We start from the raw sequence: 19,937 nt of genomic DNA on the forward strand, positions 1-19,937 counted from the left end.
AATGAAAAAAGCCTTACTGTTGTTTTTATTGTTGTGTCCTCTTACTTTGTATGCGTACAACCAACCATCGGTATATGATTTTGATATCAAGCACTGGAACAGTGCCGATGGCCTGTCCAGCAATTCAGTACGTTCTGTCAGCCAGGATTCGCAAGGGTTTATCTGGTTAGGGACTCTGTATGGCCTGAATCGCTTTGACGGCGTGCAGTTTGAGCATTTTACCAAAGAAACCCATCGCCATCTGGCCAGCAATAGCGTTACCCGCCTGCTACATGACAGCCAGGGCTATATGTGGGTGGGCACCAAGTCTGGCCTGTCGGGGGTTGACCCGCTGACATTACAGTTTGAACGTTATCAGATCCTCTCTGAAGTTACTGCTATTATTGAAGTCCGCCCCGGTGAAATCTGGGTGGCAGCTGATCATTTATTTCGTATCCACAATGGCCATGTCAGCCGGGTAGAGCAGGTGCTTTCGCAGGTAAGCCAACTGGAGCTGGTGGGTGAGCACATCTGGATTATGGGGTCTGAGCAGCTGTACCGCATGGATCTGGACGGAAATGTAAAAAGCTACACCTTACCGGCCGAGCTTATTCAAACGCCTGTTTATGATTTGTACTGGACCGAAAAAGGTTTACATATTGCAGGTGAGTCTGGGTTTTATCACCTGGATGTTGCCACTAGCGAGGTACAAAAGTGTCAGCTGCCGGATCAAAACAGCACTGCAGTATACAAACTACTGCGTGACAGCCGTGGTAATAGTTGGATATCAGCCCACCGTAAATTATTTCATAAACACGCCAAACAGCCCTGGCAGCATATTACCGGCGACGAACTGGGTAGTTATCCTTGGTTTAGTGATATTTTTGAAGACCGTGATAACAATATCTGGTTGGCCAGTTTCAGCGATGGCCTATACCGCGCAGCAGTAGGAAATATTCGCCGGGTAGTACCGTTTCAGCCAGACGCTGTGGTACGCAGTGTCGCCGTTACGCCCTCAGATACATTGTTGGTGGCCGGGCAGTCGGATATTGGTGAGTTAACAGCTGATGGTCAATACCACAGCCTGATCAATGCTGAACAGTTGGGCAGCGGCACTGTGCACGACATTTACTGGTCAGATGCCAACCATTTATGGCTTGGTACTGACAACGGTATTCTGGCATATCAGCGGGATACCAAGCAGCTTACGACACAGTTTGATAGCTTAAAAGGCTTTGCCGTAAGAGTGCTGCAAGCGGATATAAATGGTGGTCTATGGATTGGCGGTGTGATGGGGCTGGTGCATTACCAGCATAATACGCTGACACCTTTTGCGTTGAACACTGAGCTGGAATCCCGCCATATTACCGTGTTGCAGCAAAACGATAAGCAACTGGTCTTTGGCACTACCCGTGGCTTATATCAGTACGAACAGCAACGCCTTAGCCGGTTGGGCGTGGGCACGGCGTTGTACAACAGTTACATTACTGCCTTACAGTTATTACCCAACGGCCATTTACTGGCCAGTACGCTGGATGACGGCATCTTTATTCGTCGTGCCGACAACAGCTGGTATCAGTTGCATACCGCTAACGGGCTACCGCACAGCCCGGTAGTCAGCATGACATACGATGGCGCAACAGATTATATCTGGATCAGCAGCCACAAAGGCATTTTTCGTTTACGCGCGGCAGAGCTTGACCGGCCAAATCTGGATAACCTGCCAATCGAAGATGTGCTGGGGCCACATGATCGCCAGTTGGGCACTGTACCCGGGCGCTGCTGTAACGGCGCTGGCCATGCCAAGGTTGCATTATGGCAGCAGCAGTATTGGTACCCTACATTAAAGGGCCTGGTGGCCGTGCCGGCGGAGCTTAACCGTAAAGCCGATAAGCCCGTACAGCCGGTAATTAAACTGGTGCAGGGCCAGCAAACTTATGTTCTTACCGCCGAGCAGCAACGTTTGGTATTAGAGCTGGATGATCGCAACATCAGCATTAAATACTCTGCGCTGGAATTTATCAAACCGGCTGCTTTACAGTTTCGTTATCAGTTAACCGGCTTTGAACATAGCTGGCATGACGCTGCAGACCGGCGTGAAGCCGTTTACACTAACCTGGAACCCGGACGTTTTGTGTTTCGCGTACAAACCCGGCTGGAGAATGAACCCTGGGCTGCTGCGCAAACACAGGACCTTGAACTGGTGGTACCCAAGCGCTTTGACGAAACGCTGGTATACCGTGGCTTATGGCTGGTGCTATTTTTGTTTTGTCTGTACGGCCTGATCTGGCTGTTAAGGCGCAATACTGTACATCAGCAACAACAGCTGGAACGCCTGGTAAAGCAGCGTACACAAGAGCTGGAAAACAGTAACCTGAAACTAAATGAGTTAAATGAACAACTGGCATTACTAACCCACAAAGACAGTTTAACCGGTCTGCGTAACCGTCGTTTTATGTTTGAACAGTTGCCAAAAGACATTGAACACTTTCAGCGCAACCGTGAGTCTATGCAAACGCAAGGTAAATGCGTGGCGTTAATTCATCTGGATCTGGATAACTTTAAACAGGTTAATGACCAGTTTGGTAACAGTGCTGGTGATAGCTGTATTCAACAGGTAGCCGGTTTGCTGATCCGTGAAACACGTGGCTCAGATTATGTTGTACGCTTTGCCGGTGAAGAGTTTGTCCTGGTGCTGCGTGATATACCGCTTGAGCTGGTAGAGCAGTTTAGTTATCGCCTGAATGAGCTGGTGGCTAAAACGGTGTTTAATTTACCTGACGGGCATCGCACCCGCTTAACCTGCTCAGTGGGCTATGCTGTCTACCCGTTAGAATTACTTGGCGGGCAGTTGATTAACTGGGAAGTGTCGTTACAGCTATCTGAAATGGCGCTATATCATGTTAAGCATGCGGGTAAAAATGGTGTAGCGACTATTCACTTTGATCAGCAGGTTGATGCGTTTGAATTTGAAGACTCATCGCATGTTGAAGCACAGGTAGAGCGTCTACTGGCTGCCGGGTTGGCGCATTTTGAGCTGAATAATACCCGCTGATAACGGTTTGTTAGCAGCGGGTTTTTAGTGGTGTTAACGGTTAAAGCCGTTGTTGGATACTGGCAAGAATACCGTTGTTGTCCAGCGCCAGCTCAGTATAAATTTCTTCCTGGCTGCCATGCTTAATAAAGTGATCCGGCAAACCCAGGTTCAGGCTTTGCACCGCCAGCCGGGCTTTAGCAATAAACTCATTAATGGCTGAACCGGCCCCACCGGTTATGGCATTGTCTTCAACCGTGACAAACAGCTGATGGCTTTGTGCCAGCTCAGTTAACAAGCTTTCATCAAGTGGTTTGACAAAACGCATATCTACCAGAGTGGCGTTTAACTGCTCTGCTGCATGCTGACAGGCACTTAACAGCGGGCCAAAAGCCAGTATGGCGACATTCTCACCCTGGCGTACCACTTTGGCTTTACCCAGTTGCAGCAATTGCATTTGCTGCTGGGCATCAATACCGGTACCACTGCCGCGCGGATAACGCACTGCTGCAGGTCCCTGATACTGATAGCCGGTATATAGCATCTGGCGGCATTCATCTTCGTCTGATGGCGTCATAACCACCATATTCGGAATGCAGCGCATAAAGCTGATATCAAAAGCCCCCTGATGGGTTGGGCCATCGGCACCGACTACGCCAGCACGGTCAACCGCAAACAGCACATCAAGGTTTTGCAGGGCTACGTCATGGATCAATTGATCATAACCGCGCTGCAAAAAACTGGAGTAAATAGCCACTACCGGCTTTAAGCCTTCAATGGCCATACCTGCGGCCAGCGTTACAGCATGCTGCTCGGCAATGGCGACATCGAAATAGCGTTTAGGGTAGCTTTTAGAAAACCGGACTAAGTCAGAGCCTTCCCGCATAGCAGGCGTAATGGCCTGTAAGCGTTCATCCTGCGCTGCCATATCGCATATCCAGTTGCCAAAGATATTCGAAAAACTGGGACGGCCGGCCTTTTTCGCCGGTTGCTTTTTATCATCCGGATTAAATTTAGACACGGCATGATAGCCAATAGGGTCGGCTTCTGCCGGGGCATAACCTTTGCCTTTTTTAGTGACAATATGCAGCAGCTGCGGCCCTTTTAAATTACGCATATTGCGGATGGTATCTACCAGCCCCAGTACGTCGTGACCATCAATTGGGCCTATATAGTTAAAACCCAGCTCTTCAAAAAAGGTGCCTGGCGTAACCATGCCTTTAAAGTGCTCTTCAGCACGGCTGGCCAGTTCATGCAGCGGCGGCACACCACTTAAAATCTTTTTACCGCCTTCGCGCAGGCTGGTGTAAAAGCTGCCGGATAAAATACGGGCAAAATAGCGGTTTAACGCGCCAACGTTTTCTGATATCGACATTTCATTGTCATTCAGAATAACCAGCATGTCAGGCCGTACTTCGCCAGCATGGTTTAGTGCTTCAAAGGCCATACCGGCGGTAATAGCGCCATCACCAATGACGGCAACAACTTTACGGTTATTGCGTGCCTGCTGAGCGGCAATCGCCATACCTAAAGCAGCACTGATTGACGTGCTGGAGTGGCCGACAGACAACACATCGTATTCGCTTTCTTCACGGTAGGGGAAAGGGTGCAAGCCATCTTTCTGGCGAATGGTATGCATACGCTCAGCCCGGCCGGTCAGAATTTTATGCGGATAAGCCTGATGGCCAACATCCCAAATCAAGCGATCAAACGGGGTGTTATACACATAATGCAAAGCGACGGTAAGCTCTACCGTGCCTAAACCTGAGGCAAAGTGGCCGCTGCTCTGGCTGACACTTTGCAATAAGTAACTGCGCAACTCGTCACTGAGTGCGGGCAGTTTGTCCTGTGGCAGCTGACGCAGCTGCTCGGGTAAATTAGCCTTGGCTAATAACGGGTAATCGTTAATATCTAACGCCATAATCCATGCCTGTGTTAAAACCTGCGTTCGATAATATACTGCGCAAAGGCGCGTAGCTCATCAGTGTTATACGGTAAGCTAGCCAGAGCGTTCAGTGCATCCTGATATAATTGCTGTGCTTTGGCTTTGGCATTATCCAGCCCCAGTAATGCCGGGTAGGTTGATTTGTTTGCCTTGGTATCGGACCCCTGTGGCTTGCCAAGTGTGCTGGTGTCGCTTTCAATGTCGAGAATATCATCCTGCACCTGAAATGCCAGCCCTAAAGCTTGGGCGAACTGCACTAAAGCATCGCGCTCTGCTAAATTTTGCCGCTTGCTGCACAACCAGGCCAGATGTACTGCAGATTCAATCAGGGCGCCGGTTTTTAGCCTGTGCATTTGTTCAAGCTGCGCCAGGCTGGTGTGCTGGTTAGTTTGGGCTAAATCTATCGCCTGGCCACCGCACATACCGCTGTAACCTGCGGCCTGTGACAGCTGTTGCAACATTTTTACGATATTGCAGCTATCTACCTGCTGATAAGGGTGTGCGCTTAATATCTCAAAAGCCAGTGTTTGCAACGCATCGCCTGCCAGTATGGCAGTGGCTTCATCAAAAGCTCTGTGACAGGTTGGTTTGCCACGGCGTAAATCGTCGTTATCCATCGCCGGTAAGTCGTCGTGAATAAGCGAGTAACTGTGCAAGGCTTCCAGCGCTGCTGCCGGGCCGTCTAAATCATGCAGGCTGGCACCAAGCATAGTGCCGCAGCTGTACACCAAAAAAGGCCGTACTCTTTTACCGCCCAGCAATAAGCTGTAAGACATAGCAGACAACAGCCGCGGATCAGTAACAGTGCGGTTGCTTAACTGTTGCTGTAAATGTTGTTCGACCCGCTGCTGGTATAACGCTAAACGTTCAGGTTGCACCTTATTCTCCTGCTGGCGGGTCAAAAGGTAATAATGATTCCTGTTGTTGTTGCTGCATCAGGATCTGTACTTTTTGCTCTGCTGCTTGCAACAGTTGCTGGCTTTGCCGGGCGAGGGTAATGCCGCGTTCAAATTGTTGCAACGACTGATCCAGCGATAGCTCGCCTTGCTCCAGTTGCTGCACAATAAGCTCAAGTTCAGACAAGGTTTGTTCGAACTGGCTTAAATCTGCTTTTTTCTTGCTCATACTACCCCCGGAAAAAGTGTGCGCAAAGGTACCTTAGCAGGCTATTATGGTCAATCAGAAAGCGGATGTGAAAGGCTAAATTGATAATTTTACGTAATTTATGCTTAATCATTCTGCATGGTTGTCGATAAACAACTATCGTCTAAGATAAACTTGTACAGATAGCTGGTGCAGTATTGTTGCAATTAAGGAGAGTAAAGTGGATTTAGCTACCCTAGTTGGTATGTTAGGTGCAATTGGTTTTATTGTCATGGCGATGGTGTTAGGTAGTAGCGGCAACGTCGGCATGTTTGCTGATACCGTGTCTGTATTGATCGTTTTTGGTGGCTCCATCTTTGTAGTTATTTCCAAGTTCACTCTTAGCCAGTTTTTTGGCTCCGGCAAAGCTGCCGTTAAAGCCTTTATGTTTAAAATTGAATCGCCGGAAGAGTTAATTGAAAAGGCGGTACAGTTAGCCGACTCGGCCCGTAAGGGCGGCTTTTTAGCGCTGGAAGAAGCTGAGATCCCGAATGCTTTTATGCAAAAAGGGGTAAATATGTTGGTAGATGGGCATGACGCTGATGTGGTTCGGGCCACTTTATTAAAAGATATTAGCCTGACGGAAAAACGTCATGAAACCGCCATTGCCATTTTTAAAAGCCTTGGTGACGTGGCACCGGCCATGGGCATGATAGGTACTCTGGTTGGCTTGGTAGCCATGCTTTCTAATATGGACGATCCTAAAGCGATAGGGCCGGCAATGGCCGTGGCGTTGTTAACCACTTTGTATGGCGCTTTTATTGCCAACGTGATAGCCATACCACTGGCTGATAAACTGGCTATTCGTAATCAGCAGGAAAAGATGAATAACCAATTAATTCTCGATGCGATACTGGGTATTCAGGATGGCCAGAACCCGAAAGTGATTGAAGGTATATTGCGTAATTATTTAGCGCAGGGTAAACGCGAAGTAGTCCCGGCGGAGTAATGTATGAGTGATCAAGCAGAAGAAGAATGCAAATGCCCACCACCGGGTTTACCGGCGTATATGGGTACTTTTGCCGATTTAATGGCGCTGTTAATGTGCTTTTTCGTCCTGCTGCTGGCATTTTCAGAAATGGATGTGCTGAAGTTTAAACAGATTGCCGGCTCAATGAAATTTGCCTTTGGTGTGCAAAATAAAATTGAAGTAGAAGATATTCCCAAAGGCACCAGCGTAATTGCGATGGAGTTTCGCCCTGGTCGCCCCGATCCAACGCCTATTGAAACTTTGCAACAGCAAACGATTGAAATTACCCAGCAGGTAATTGAATTTCAGGCTGGCGAGGAAGATTCTGCTGGCGGGCGACAAGAGCAGCGCGAAGACTTAAGCGGTGGCCAGTCGGTTAGTAATGCTGAAGAAATTATGGATGGTGAATCTGCGGCGGCAGCAGCCGAAGCACAGGCTGCGCAGGAGCAAACCAATGAAATGGTGAAAAAGCTGGCCGAGCAATTGCAACAGCAAATTGTTGATGGCGCTATAGAGCTGGAATCTCTGGGCCAGCAAATTATTATCCGTATTCGTGAAAACGGCTCATTCCCATCGGGTTCATCCTTTTTACAACCCAGGTTTAAACCGATAGTACAGCGTATTGGGACTTTGCTAAACGAAGTCCCCGGCGAAATTACCGTAACCGGGCATACTGATGATATTCAGGTATCTGACGAGTTACACAGCAACAACTGGGATTTGTCGGCCAAGCGCGCCGTATCAGTCGCAACCGAAATAGTAAAAGCAACTGGCTTTGACCGTACCCGCTTAGTCGTAGTAGGGCATGCAGACACCAAGCCGTTAGTACCTAATGACACCGATCAGGGGCGGCGGCGCAACCGTAGGGTGGAAATTTCTATTATGCAGGGTAAAGCTAAAGAGTCAGACCCTATAAGCCTGGAGCCACCCAGCCAGCAACCATAACCAGCTTCAGTAGTGCGCAGATTAGGTCTTTTTGTACAGATCCGCTATAATCTGCGCCACTTTTTTTCCTGCTAAACAATGCTGCTGCCTGATGATTGAATTCCTTATCAAATTACACCCCGAAATCGCTATTAAAAGTAAATCGGTGCGCAAACGCCAAACGCTGTTATTGGAGCGAAACCTTAAAACTATCCTGCTGCAGGTTGATGCCAGTGTTGAAGTGAGCAATAACTTCGATCACCTGACAGTGCGCTGCGACACTACAGATGATGCTGTGCAACACGAAGCGCTGCGCCAGCGCTTAATTGATCGTCTGGGGTGTATTCCGGGTATTGTTTATTTTGCTGAGATGCAGTCGGGCGGTTTCAGCTCATTGCACGATATTTTTGAGCAGGTGCTGGCGGTATATGCGCCGCAGCTGGAGCATAAAACCTTTAGCGTGCGCGTGCGCCGTAGTGGTAATCATGAATTTTCCTCAATCGAAGCCGAGCGCTATATTGGTGGTGGCTTAAATCAGCATGTTGCCAGTGCCAAAGTGCAGCTGAAAAAACCGGATTTGGTGGTCACGCTGGAAATCAGAAAAGATCGGCTGATTATGGTGCGCAAGATGCACCAGGGCATGGGCGGTTTTCCGCTGCCATCACAATCAGATGTGTTATCACTGATCTCCGGTGGCTATGATTCTGCCGTGGCCAGTTACCTGATGATTCGCAAAGGTCTGCGCACCCATTACCTGTTTTTTAACCTCGGTGGTGCGGCACACGAGGCCGGTGTGCGCGAAATGGCCTTTCATATCTGGCAAAAATACAGTTTGTCGCATAAGGTGAAATTTGTCAGCGTCAACTTTGCCCCGGTGGTAGATCAGATTCTGGAAACCATCGACAATGGCTTAATGGGCGTGGTACTCAAGCGTATGATGATGCGTGCGGCCAGCGAAGTTGCTGATAGCCTGGGCATTAAAGCTATCGTTACCGGTGAAAGTATCGGCCAGGTATCCAGCCAAACCATTACTAATTTAAACGTGATAGACCGGGTTACGGAAATGTTGATCCTACGGCCACTGATTTATCAGGACAAGCAAGAAATTATCGATATGTGCCGCAAAATTGGTGCTGAAGATATTGCCAAAAGTATGCCGGAATATTGCGGTGTTATATCGAAAAAACCCACAGTGAATGCAGTGCTGTCAGAAGTGCTTGCTAACGAGCAGAAGTTTGATTTTACTGTGCTGGAGCAGGCGGTAAAAGCGGCAAAAGTGCTGGATATCCGTACGGTAGATTATCAGGCCGAACAACAGGCGCATGTGGTTACTGAACTGGCACAACTGCCTTCAGATGCAGTAGTGCTGGATATTCGCAGCCCGGAAGAAACCGATATTAAACCGCTGACAGTGACCGGACATGATGTGATTGAATTGCCGTTTTTCCGTCTGGCATCGCAGTTTGCTAACCTTGATCAGAGTAAACACTACTATTTTTACTGTGAGCGTGGCGTTATGAGCCGTTTGCAGGCCGTGGTATTGCAGGATCAGGGCTTTAGCAACGTAGCGGTATACCGGCCCTAGTCACGTGTACGGTGCTGCAGTTGCAGCACCTGCTGCATCAGTTGCGTATTAAACGGCATAGCAATGTTATACCGTGCCGCCTGGGTAACGATATAGCCATTGATGGCGTCTATTTCGGTACGGCGTTTATGGATAATATCCTGTTGCATTGACGAGAAATTCGCCGCCGTGCTTTGGATAACCTGCTGCACCTTTTCCAGCATTTTTTCGTATTGCAGCGGATAACCTGCCGCTTCTGCCACTTGGCATACTTCGGTCAGGATCTGATTTATCTGCTGTTGATACTGTACTTTTGCCAGCTCGCCATTGTTGCAGTTATACAGTGCTGTCAGCGGGTTTATTACCGCATTAATTGCCAGCTTGTGCCATAAAAACGGCAGAATATTGTCTGTTAGCTTAACCGGCCCAAGGGCTATATCCATCGCCTGTTGCACCGCTAAATGCTGATTTTTCGCTGCCGCGTTTAACGGCGCCAAGACGCTTTGGCCTTGCCCGGTGTGGTGCACCGTAGCGTCTTGTTTTAGTGCACCATGGGTTGTCGTGATAAACCACAGCCCTTGCGCTGGGCCAAGTAAAGGTAAAATGTGTTCTGTGGCGGCCATGCCATTGTGGCTCAGTACCAGTTGAGCATCAGGTGTCAATACGGGCAACAATGCCTGTACCGCAGAGAGCACAGCATAGCTTTTTACCGGTATTAATACGGCTGTAAGGGGCACAGTAGCGTAGGCAAAATGAAGGGGTTGCTGATTAAAGCAGATATCAACCGGTGCAGGTTGTCTTAACCAGAGTTGTACCGGCCAGCCGGCCAGTTTAAAACGGCTGGCAGCCAGTAAGCCTATGGCACCCTGGCCGACAACCGTCCAGCTTAACGCTGGCTGCGCGGGCGAATTTTGTGCCACAGGACCCGCACCAGATAAAAACTGACTACGCCGACAACATCTGCCAGTAAATCCCACCAGTCGCCGTTACGGCGGGTAAAGTAGTGTTGCGCCAGTTCAATAGCACCGCCGTATGCACCCAGCAATATAAAGGCCAGCCAGGGGTTTAATTTAAAGCCTTTCCATAGCAAGGCGCTTAATATAGCAAAAATGCCAAAGTGCGCCACTTTATCTAAATGGGCTATGCCACCACCAATTCGGTGGCCGCTTAATTCAGCCAAAAAGCTTGCAGTAGCCACGGCAAAGCAAAAAACACACAACCAGCGATAAAATGTTTGCGACACAAAGACCCCCGAAGATATATGGCGCTCGGATTGTAGCAGTTTTCTGGTTATAATCACCAGCAGACAGAATGGCTTATGATTAGGAGATGCTGCATGCCCTCATTTGATATCGTTTCAGAAGTAGATCAGCAAGAAGTGCTGAACGCCGTGGAAAACGCTAACCGCGAACTGGATACCCGGTTTGACTTCCGTGGTGTACAGGCCGAGTTTTCACTGAAAGATAAAGTGATTACCATGAAGGCTGAAGCCGAGTTTCAGTTGCAGCAAATGCTGGAAATTTTTCTCGCCAAGGCGGTAAAGCGCAGCCTCGACGTACGCTCGTTTAAAGAGGGAGATGTGGTGCACTCTGGCAAAACCTACAGCCAAAGCCTGAGCTTGCTGCAGGGCATTGAACAGGACATGGCAAAAAAACTGGTCAAGCTGATTAAAGACAATAAGCTCAAAGTGCAGGCTGCTATTCAGGGTGATCAGGTGCGGGTGATGGGTAAAAAACGTGATGATTTACAAGAGGCTATGGCTTTAGTGCGCGCCAGCGAGCTGGAGCAGGCGTTTCAGTTTACTAATTTCAGAGACTAGTCTGCAAACCGCTAAGCTGATTATCTTTAGCCGTCTGGATTGCTGTTGACTTTTAAATTTCTCACGCTACACTGCACGCGGCTCCGACAGGGAGCCGCTTTTTCTGGTGCTGCAGTCAACTGCAGGTAAACGGGAATCTGGTGTAATCCAGAGCTGCCCCCGCAACGGTAAACAACTGAGCTGTGTTCAATGCCACTGTCCAAAGATGGGAAGGCGAGCGCAGGCGCAAGCAGGTTGTCAGCCCGGAGACCGGCCGGAAAAAACCTTCAACATTATTAAATGTGCGGTGGGCACATTTTCGGAGCCTATATGTTTAAACCTGCTTTTGCTGCCGTACTGGTTGCATCCTGCTGCTCTGCTGCAGCTGACACTACTGAACACACTAATCTTGAACATATCAGTATTTATGCCAACCGCACTGCAACGCCACAGCAAGACGTGCTGGCCAGCGTAACGGTGCTGGAGCGTGACGATATTGTTGCGCGCCAGGCCAATGATCTACCAGCCTTACTGGCGCAGCTACCGGGTATTAATTTATCCCGCGATGGCGGCCGTGGCCAAAACAGTAGTGTGTATATCCGCGGCGGTAATACCGGCCACACTTTGGTGATTATCGACGGCGTGCGCAGTGGCTCGGCTACGTTAGGTTATAAAACATTGTCAATGTTGCCGCTGGAGCTGATCGAGCGAATTGAAGTTGTACGCGGCCCGCGCGCAGCCTGGTATGGTGCTGATGCTCTGTCAGGTGTTATTGCTATTACTACGCGCAAGGCTCAGGGTACAGAGCTTAATGCCAATATAGGTAGCTATGGCCAGCTGGGTGCCGATGTGAGTGTTAGCCAGCAAGTTGGTGATCTTGCTATAAGAGCCACAGTGGGCTATAGCCAGGCGGATGGCTTTAATGTACGCGAAAATCTTGATCCGGATCTTGACGGTTACGATCAACGTTTTGCCAAACTGGCAGCCGATTATCAGACCAGCTTTGGTTTGCTGCGGGCTCAGTTTGATATTAATTCTGGCTTTTATCAGTTCGACACCGGTTATGGAACCGAAGATCAGGCCGATACCCTCAGCCGTACTTATCTGCTTGGCTGGGAGCATCAAGTAGGGCAGTGGCAACATCAGGCACAATTAAGCCGGATACTGGATGATGACACCGTCTACGGCCCTGACTCCAGCAGCCCATTTGTGACTGAGCGTGATGAGTTTAACTATCAAACCAGCACCGCTATCACTGACAACCTGAATTGGTTGGGTGGGGTGAACTGGTATTCGGAAAGCGTTGGCCGTTCTGGCGTCAACTACGTGGAAGACAGCCGCATAAACCGTGCGCTATTTACGGGGTTGAATTTTAAACAGGACAGTGTGCAGTTAGATGGCTCGGTACGGCGTGATTTAACCACGCAGTATGGTGGTAACAACACCTGGCAGCTGGCGGCGGGTTACTGGTTTACGGATGCCTGGCAACTAAGGATTAGCCGAGGAGCAGCTTTTAAAGCGCCAACCTTTAATGATTTATATTATCCGGGCGAGGGGAGCTCCAACCCGGATTTAGCACCAGAGCGTACCTTATCCGATGAAGTTGCCATCAGTTACCGTGCGGAAAATGGCAGTGTGCAGCTGGCCTGGTTTGAGAATGATGTTGATAACCTGATCCAGCTTGATGCGAACTATATGCCGCAGAATATTGAACAGGCAAAAATTTCCGGTATCGAGCTGGCCATTCAGGCAGATGTTGCCGGTATTCAGCAAAACTTTGCTTACAGCTGGACTGATACTAAAAATACCCTGACTGGATTGCGCTTGGCCAGACGGCCGGAACATACCATCAACTGGCGGGCTGAACATAGCTGGAATAAACTTTCTGCTTTTGTAACCGCTGATTATCAGAGTAATACTTATCAGGGCCAGTATGCCGTTAACCAATACCTGGGTGGCTTTACCTTATGGGGCGTAGGCACCAGTTATAGCGTATCACCGGCTTTAACCTTACGTGCCAAAGTCGATAACCTGTTTGATAAAGATTATTACACCAATGATGGCTATACCACAGCAGGCACTAACTTTGGCCTTAGTGTTAGCTATACACCGCAGTAAATGCAGCGGTGACAAAAGCGTGCTTTAGCACGCTTTTTTAATTTGATTTAAGTAATTTAATGTAGTTTTGTCTGAACTTGGCCATTTTCGGTGCGACGATAAACTGGCAATAGCCTTGCCCGGGGTGTTGCAAAAAATAGCCCTGATGGTACTCCTCAGCCACGTAAAATGGGCCTGCCGGGCTAACCTCTGTCACAATGCGCTGGGTAAATACCTGGGTACGCTCAAGCTCAGCCATTACGCCGCGCACCAATTGCAACTGCTCATCATTATGATAAAACACCACAGAGCGGTACTGGGTGCCAACATCATTACCCTGGCGGTTTAACTGGGTAGGATCATGCAAACTGAAAAAAATCAGACATAACTGCTCAAAGCTGATGATGCTGCTTTCAAACTGTACCTGTACCACTTCAGCATGACCGGTATCGCCCCGGCATATTTGCTCGTAGGTAGGGAAGCTGCTTTCCCCGCCCATATAACCACTTAAGGCCTGAATAACGCCGCCAAGCTGGTTCATTGCGGCCTCTAAGCACCAAAAACAGCCTGCACCAAAAGTCGCCGTTTGTATCGCCATATCATCTCTCCTGTGGCCCGGTACTTGTAGCCCAATACTGAATGTATCCTAACATTGGCGTCTACACCAGTTTATACCGGCAATACGCTATAGCCTTGTGTAGCGATCAGAACGGTTAGCTACAGTGTTTCATTTCAGAGAGTTACCGCGCGGTTGACCCTGGCTGTCTTGAGCTGTTTTAACCAGTATGCTACGGGTGCCGGTTTGGCAAAAAAGTAGCCTTGCATCTGTTTGCAGCCCAGTTTAATTAAAAACCGGCGCTGGATATCGGTTTCAACGCCCTCTATAACCAGTTTTAGCTGCAGTGCAGCCGCCAGTTGGATCACCGATTGCACCAGTCTGACCTGTACCGGGTTATGCGGTATTTCTTTAAGGAAACTTCGGTCGAGTTTTATTTTATCTACCGGCAGTTTACTGAGCATACTAAGCGACGCCTGGCCAGTGCCAAAATCGTCCAGGGCGATACTGAAGCCGAGTTTTTTCAGTGCGTGTATTTTGTCAAACAATGGCTGTTTATGGCTGATAATACTGTTTTCTGTCAGCTCCAGCGTGAGCTGGCTAAGAAGAGTGGGTTGGTGGGTAGCAATGTCAATTAAAGCATTATAAAACTTGTTTACCAGTAAATCAGAGCCTGCCAGATTAATCGCTACCGGGTAGTTAAGTGCAATTGCTCTGAACTGCCCTAGTATAGTAATAGCCTGGTTCAGCACCTTTGACGATACCTCGCCAATCAGGCCGTACTGCTCGGCCAGCCTTATAATGGTTTCTGGCGAGACAAAACTGCCATCAGCACGGGGCCAACGTAATAGGGCTTCAAAGCTTTGAATAGTGCCATCCGGCGTTACTTTTGGCTGCAGCCAAAGCGTAAGTTCATCTTTGTGCAAGGCTTGTTTTAAATCTGCCAGCAGCTGCAAATCGAGGTTGCGCTGTTGTAAAGAATCGGCCTGATAATAGGCGACAGGGCAGTTATAGGCGTCGGCCAGTTCCAGCGCCGATTCGCATTGCTCCAGCATTTCTTCAGCGCTAAGGTTGTTTGAGGTGGCGATGCTTACGCCAATTTCATACATGGGTTTTATGCTGCCGGCCGACAGTTTTAGTTCAGCAGGTAACAAATTACGCAGCTGGGTTACCTGCTCACTAACCGAGCTGCTGCTGTGAAGTAAATCTGTCCACAGCACAAATTTTACCCCTCTTAAGCGACCAAACATCACCTGCTCTGGCAGGGCATTTTGTAGTTGTTGGGCAAAAGTAGTTAACAGCTCGTCGCCAGCCTGATAGCTATTCTGGTGATTAAAGGCTTTAACATGGCATAACCTGATAATCAGCATCAGGCCCGCTACAGTGCTTTCACGCTGTCTATGTATCAGGCGTAGCAAAAAACCGGCGTTAGGTAATGACGTCAGAGCGTCGTAGTTGTACCACAGTTCGTGCTGCTGCTCGCTGGCCGCCAGTTTTTTATGCATCAGCTTTAATGGCGTAATATCATCGAGTTGCAGTAAATGATGCTGCTGTTGCGTGCTGCAAAGATGGTTCAGTAACAAATGCTTGCTGTTGTCCGCCAGCAACTGGCACTCAGTGTCATGCCCCAGCCAGAATTCTGTTTTGTCCTGCAGTGTGGTGCTTATGACCTCTGTTAAATGTCTGTGTTCGGCGTTTGTCAGGGCCAGTGTTTGCTGTGCTTTGGCGTTGGCTTTAAGAATATGCCCGCCAGCAGTAACCAGTAGCGTGGCTTTACTGTGGTGATTAAAAATGTCCTGATACAGCTGATGGCTTTGCAGAATGTTGGCGTTTTGTGCTTTTAGCACTGCGGCATTACGGTTTAAGGTGCTAAGCATGCGCATAATGGTAAGCGGAATACACAGATTAAAAAATAAAAACAGCAAGCTGTGCAGATAAGTGTGGGTAGCCGGTAGGGTAATAGAAAAGTTAAATAAATTTACCGGTGTATCACTGTACAGAATGAATAAAAATGGCAGCACATTTATTGCCATTACCAACAGCGTTACTGTGCGGTTAAAAAATAGCAGCGCAATAAGCGGGGCAGTATAAACAAAAATAACCCCCAGCTTTGACAACTCAAAGTTATCAATAAAAAACAACATACAGAGCCCGGCACCAAACACGGTAAACAGTAAAATAACCCGGCTAATAGCTAAATGATGGGAGGAAAAATACAGCGCCAGCAATAAGATAGCGTAAAAACCGCTTATTATGGCAATGGTGTACCAGGCGCCAGCCTGATAAGCCTGCCAGGAGCTGTGCAGCACTATAGTTAATACCAGCAATAAGCCTGAAGTCAAAATAATGCGCAGAGCACTTTGTTGTAATACGGTTGCGGACGGCGAATTAAGGTGTGTTTCAGTTAATAACAGCAGCTGCTTTATACGGCTTAACATGAATTATCCACTAAATTAGGCTTGGGATCCGTCTGTTTTCACAGCGGAAAATACGCGATGGCGATTAACTTCCTGTTAAATGACAGCCTAGCGTAAACAAATACCTGTATCGGGACAATAGCAAAGTGAAAACTGTTTTAAACAGTGTATAAAAATGTATGTTAATTAGGCAAATGTAAGCAGCAATTATGACTGCCAGCGCTACCTGGCAGCGGTATTGCCACTGTAAAATTGCGACACCCCGGCGATGCGCTCTGCGTTTTGTTTATCCAACAGAATAAACTTAAACGGTGTAAACAATGCTGCGGGTTTTTCCGCCGTATTTACCGACACCACAAACTGGCGCTGCTCGCCCGGTTGCAGGCTAAGCGTGGCGTTGCTGTTTAGCTGGCTATGGGCCATGCCTTCAATCTGCAGCTGGTATTGGCGTGCAGTTTTGGTTTTATTGATCACGTTTAACGTAAAGGTATTTTCAATAACGCCATCAGCGGTTACCCGGTATAGCGCGTTGCGCTCACGGTACACAGTTAGCTCGGTACTGGTTCTGGCCAGGCCCCAGCCGAAAATGGCAATTACGGTCACTAAAATGGTCGCAGCGTAAATCAGATGCCCGCTCAGGTTTGACCGGCTGTTTTGTTCTGCTGCATAGCTTATCAGGCCTTTGGCATAACCAAACTGGCTCATGGTCTGATCGCAGGCATCAATACACAAGCCGCAATTAATACACTCGTATTGCATGCCGTCACGAATATCAATACCTACCGGGCATACCTGTACACAAAGGTTACAGTCTACACAGTCGCCTAAGTTTGCTGGTTTATCACCGTGGCGTTTCCGTGGCCCCCGCGCTTCACCGCGCGTGGCATCGTAAGTGACCAGTTTGGTGCTGGTACTAAACATTGCTGATTGAAAGCGCGAGTAAGGGCACATGTGTAAGCACATTTTTTCCCGGATCAGCCCGGCATTAAAGTAAGTGCACATGGCGAAGAAGCCTACCCAGGTATATACCTGCCAAGAGGCCTGTAACGAAAAGAACGCTAAATATAATTCAGACACGGGTACAAAATATGACATAAATACTAAGGCGGTTAGTGTGGCTATCAATAGCCAGCTCAGGTGTTTCGCCAGCTTTTTAGCCAGTTTATTAAGGCTAAATTGAGCATTATCTAACACCCGGCTTTGGTTATGGTTACCCTCAATACGCCGCTCTACCCAGACAAACATCAGTGTCCAGACCGTTTGTGGGCAGATATAGCCGCACCACACCCGGCCATACAGGCGCGTTACGTAAAACAAAGCAAAGGCCGCCAGCGTAAATAACAACGCCGCGATCAGTAAATCTTGCGGAAATAAAATAATAGAAAATAACTCAATGGTTTGCTGAGTGGCGTTAATTCGAAATGCCTGCTCACCGTTATATTGAATAAAAGGAATACCAATAAACAGTGCCATCAGCAGCCAGCTTAATGCGCGGCGCATGCGCTGATAAAAGCCAGTTTGCTCACGGATATAAATTTTTCCACTGCTATCTTTGGTGGAAAAAATAATCTGATCTTCGGGAGGTAAAGAATACGCCATAACAAGTACCTGCGGGAATTAACAGCAGCGGCCGGTGCAGCCAGTTGCGGGCGCATTTTAAGCAGCAGAAGAAAAAAGGTGCAGATACAAAAAAATAAAATAAAATAGATACAGCATTGTAAGGGAGCAGAGTAATGAGCCGTTTTAAGTATCAGCAACTGGCTAATGAGCTGTTACAGCAAATTAATGCCCGCCAGTGGCAGGCAGGGGAAAAGCTGCCGTCGGTTCGCTGGCTATGCCGGCACTATCAGCGTTCATTGGCTACGGTGCAGCACGCGTTGCATTTGCTTGAAGCTCAGGGCGTGATAGAAGCCAAAAGCCGGGCCGGTTATTTTGTTAAGTTTACGCTTGCACCAGTGCAAACTCCGCAATTCAGCCAGCATATTCCCGTACCAAATGTTGTTACGGTGCCAGATATGTTTTTTGACGTTATGAACCGCAGTGGCGCCTTTGACATATTGCCCAGCGGCCCTCAGGTTGAGTTTACTCACCTGAACAGCTTAATGCGCCACATTGGCCGGGCGCTGCGTCAGCAACCTTTTAGTAAAGCAATGTATTACGACGAACCACTCGGTTTATATGAGCTGCGGCTGCAGATAACAGAGCATTACCGCAGCACAGGCCTGGTGTTAGATGCCCAAAGCCTTTGCATCACTGCCGGTTGCCAGCATGCGTTATTTTTGGCGCTAAAAGCCAGTTGCAAGCCTGGAGATACCGTGGCGGTAGAATGCCCGGCTTTTTACGGCGTGCTGCAATTGCTGCAAGAGCTTGAGCTTAAAGCCCTGGAAATCCCTACCTCGCCGGGATCTGGCCTTGACGTTGACAGCCTGGAGCAGGCATTGGAAAACTGGCAGATCAGCGCCTGTGTGGTAACCCCGGCTTTTGCCACACCCACCGGTGCTTGTATGTCGGCCACGCAGCAGACCAAATTGGTGAGCCTGGCCAATAAACATAATTTTGCCGTAATTGAAGATGATATCTATGGCGACCTGGGGTTTCACCAGAGACCTAAACCACTTAAATCGCTTGATACGCAAGACAGAGTAATGCTGTGCAGCTCGTTTTCTAAATCCTTGTCGCGTGATTTGCGTATCGGCTGGATTGCGGCCGGCCGTTGGTCAAAGGCTGTGGCACGTTTAAAGTTGGTAAGCCAGTTAGCCAGCAGCCAGACTATGCAGCAGGGTATTGCCAGCTTTATGGCTGAAGGCCACTATAAAAGGCACCTTAACCAATACCGCCAGCAGCTGAAACACCAGCGTGATCAGTTAATTAACTGTTTACAGCACGACTGGGCCAGTGATATTCAATACACCACACCACAAGGCGGGTTGGCGCTGTGGCTACAACTTGATAAGGGCATCAATTGCCAGCAGCTGTATTTACAATGCCTTAAGCGCGGCATAATACTGACGCCCGGCGTGATGTTTTCTAATAGCAATAATTTTAGCCATTACCTGCGGTTAAGCTTTGCCCATCCTATTGTCGGCAGCAGAAAGAATGCTCTTGCCGAACTTGGCCGTATGCTGCTTCAAATGCCAGCGGAACAAATTTAGCAGCCGGGCAGCCTGATTATGCGCTATTGAATTAACAGATACTGCTGTATTGCGGTATCTGGCGACCTCAAGCGAGGTAATACTGGCGTTGTCGTGCGACAGTCGCGAAGCAGTTGATGCTATGAATAATGCTGCAAAGCAAGGTGGTACAGCAGATATTAATCCCTTTCAGGATTTAGGCTTTATGTACAGCCGCGCTTTAACCGATCCGGATGGTCATATTTGGGAACCGTTCTGGATGGACCCTGCCGCTATTCCGACCGAATAAGTATTTTTGCTGCTAAACAGTTATATTTTGTTTGCGGCTTGTCTGAGAGTATTCTGAGCTATCGCCTGCAAGCCGCCAGAGACTAAATTT

The 19,937-nt window shown here is 48.5% G+C and carries 16 protein-coding genes and 1 riboswitch; of the genes, 8 read left to right on the forward strand and 8 right to left on the reverse strand.

What is annotated here, in order from left to right:
* Position 1: 1 nt before the first annotated feature.
* Positions 2 to 3,034 (forward strand): ligand-binding sensor domain-containing protein, encoded by a 3,033-nt coding sequence (locus MJX74_RS03390; protein WP_240220894.1) that lies wholly within the window; start codon positions 2 to 4, stop codon positions 3,032 to 3,034.
* Positions 3,035 to 3,074: 40 nt separating this feature from the next.
* Here MJX74_RS03390 and dxs read toward each other — a convergent pair whose 3' ends face one another.
* Genes dxs through xseB form a run of 3 tightly spaced genes read right to left on the reverse strand, consistent with a single transcriptional unit; the run spans position 3,075 to position 6,083 of the window.
* Entirely contained in the window at positions 3,075 to 4,934 is a 1,860-nt protein-coding gene (gene dxs / locus MJX74_RS03395) for a 1-deoxy-D-xylulose-5-phosphate synthase (protein ID WP_240220895.1), read from the reverse strand.
* 14 nt (positions 4,935 to 4,948) lie between these two features.
* A complete protein-coding gene (gene ispA, locus MJX74_RS03400; protein WP_240220896.1) occupies positions 4,949 to 5,836 on the reverse strand; it encodes a (2E,6E)-farnesyl diphosphate synthase in 888 nt (295 codons plus the stop codon).
* Position 5,837: 1 nt separating this feature from the next.
* The gene (gene xseB, locus MJX74_RS03405) at positions 5,838 to 6,083 is read right to left on the reverse strand and encodes an exodeoxyribonuclease VII small subunit (RefSeq protein WP_068230093.1); all 246 of its coding nucleotides are present in this window, start codon (positions 6,081 to 6,083) and stop codon (positions 5,838 to 5,840) included.
* 199 nt (positions 6,084 to 6,282) lie between these two features.
* On the opposite strand from xseB, the gene pomA reads away from it, so the two are divergent.
* The 3 genes from pomA to thiI all read left to right on the forward strand — a co-directional run bounded on the left by pomA (position 6,283) and on the right by thiI (position 9,580).
* Positions 6,283 to 7,050, forward strand: a complete 768-nt coding sequence (pomA, locus tag MJX74_RS03410; RefSeq protein ID WP_240220897.1) for a flagellar motor protein PomA — start codon at positions 6,283 to 6,285, stop codon at positions 7,048 to 7,050.
* A 3-nt stretch (positions 7,051 to 7,053) separates the two neighbouring features.
* Positions 7,054 to 8,016, forward strand: coding sequence for a flagellar motor protein MotB (locus tag MJX74_RS03415; RefSeq protein ID WP_240220898.1), 963 nt, complete (start codon positions 7,054 to 7,056; stop codon positions 8,014 to 8,016).
* A 91-nt stretch (positions 8,017 to 8,107) separates the two neighbouring features.
* Positions 8,108 to 9,580 (forward strand): tRNA uracil 4-sulfurtransferase ThiI, encoded by a 1,473-nt coding sequence (gene thiI / locus MJX74_RS03420; protein ID WP_240220900.1) that lies wholly within the window; start codon positions 8,108 to 8,110, stop codon positions 9,578 to 9,580.
* On the opposite strand, the gene MJX74_RS03425 is transcribed toward thiI, so the two are convergent.
* Both MJX74_RS03425 and MJX74_RS03430 read right to left on the reverse strand, forming a co-directional pair.
* Positions 9,577 to 10,479: a ketopantoate reductase family protein gene (locus MJX74_RS03425; protein ID WP_240220902.1), complete on the reverse strand. Its 903-nt coding sequence runs from the start codon at positions 10,477 to 10,479 to the stop codon at positions 9,577 to 9,579. The genes thiI and MJX74_RS03425 overlap by 4 nt on opposite strands.
* Positions 10,446 to 10,802, reverse strand: coding sequence for a VanZ family protein (locus tag MJX74_RS03430; RefSeq protein ID WP_240220904.1), 357 nt, complete (start codon positions 10,800 to 10,802; stop codon positions 10,446 to 10,448). The genes MJX74_RS03425 and MJX74_RS03430 overlap by 34 nt, the downstream gene beginning before the upstream one ends.
* A gap of 93 nt (positions 10,803 to 10,895) precedes the next feature.
* Between MJX74_RS03430 and MJX74_RS03435 the strand changes: the two genes are divergently transcribed.
* The gene (locus tag MJX74_RS03435; RefSeq protein ID WP_240220905.1) at positions 10,896 to 11,378 is read left to right on the forward strand and encodes a YajQ family cyclic di-GMP-binding protein; all 483 of its coding nucleotides are present in this window, start codon (positions 10,896 to 10,898) and stop codon (positions 11,376 to 11,378) included.
* A gap of 87 nt (positions 11,379 to 11,465) precedes the next feature.
* Positions 11,466 to 11,650: riboswitch (cobalamin riboswitch) on the forward strand.
* Between the two features lie 37 nt (positions 11,651 to 11,687).
* Positions 11,688 to 13,475 carry a TonB-dependent receptor domain-containing protein gene (locus MJX74_RS03440; protein WP_240220906.1) on the forward strand — a complete coding sequence of 596 codons (1,788 nt, stop codon included), beginning with the start codon at positions 11,688 to 11,690 and terminating at the stop codon, positions 13,473 to 13,475.
* A gap of 37 nt (positions 13,476 to 13,512) precedes the next feature.
* On the opposite strand, the gene msrA is transcribed toward MJX74_RS03440, so the two are convergent.
* From msrA to ccoG, 3 genes are all read right to left on the reverse strand, one after another.
* Positions 13,513 to 14,052 (reverse strand): peptide-methionine (S)-S-oxide reductase MsrA, encoded by a 540-nt coding sequence (gene msrA, locus MJX74_RS03445; protein ID WP_240220907.1) that lies wholly within the window; start codon positions 14,050 to 14,052, stop codon positions 13,513 to 13,515.
* A 134-nt stretch (positions 14,053 to 14,186) separates the two neighbouring features.
* Positions 14,187 to 16,448 (reverse strand): GGDEF domain-containing phosphodiesterase, encoded by a 2,262-nt coding sequence (locus MJX74_RS03450; protein ID WP_240220908.1) that lies wholly within the window; start codon positions 16,446 to 16,448, stop codon positions 14,187 to 14,189.
* A 201-nt stretch (positions 16,449 to 16,649) separates the two neighbouring features.
* Positions 16,650 to 18,026, reverse strand: coding sequence for a cytochrome c oxidase accessory protein CcoG (gene ccoG / locus MJX74_RS03455; RefSeq protein WP_240220909.1), 1,377 nt, complete (start codon positions 18,024 to 18,026; stop codon positions 16,650 to 16,652).
* A gap of 134 nt (positions 18,027 to 18,160) precedes the next feature.
* Between ccoG and MJX74_RS03460 the strand changes: the two genes are divergently transcribed.
* Together MJX74_RS03460 and MJX74_RS03465 are read left to right on the forward strand one after the other, a co-directional pair.
* Positions 18,161 to 19,579 carry an aminotransferase-like domain-containing protein gene (locus tag MJX74_RS03460; protein WP_240220910.1) on the forward strand — a complete coding sequence of 473 codons (1,419 nt, stop codon included), beginning with the start codon at positions 18,161 to 18,163 and terminating at the stop codon, positions 19,577 to 19,579.
* A gap of 121 nt (positions 19,580 to 19,700) precedes the next feature.
* Positions 19,701 to 19,847, forward strand: a complete 147-nt coding sequence (locus MJX74_RS03465; protein WP_240220911.1) for a hypothetical protein — start codon at positions 19,701 to 19,703, stop codon at positions 19,845 to 19,847.
* Positions 19,848 to 19,937 lie beyond the last annotated feature (90 nt).

The sequence above is a fragment of the Rheinheimera hassiensis genome, assembly GCF_022436675.1.
Classification (GTDB): domain Bacteria; phylum Pseudomonadota; class Gammaproteobacteria; order Enterobacterales; family Alteromonadaceae; genus Alishewanella; species Alishewanella hassiensis.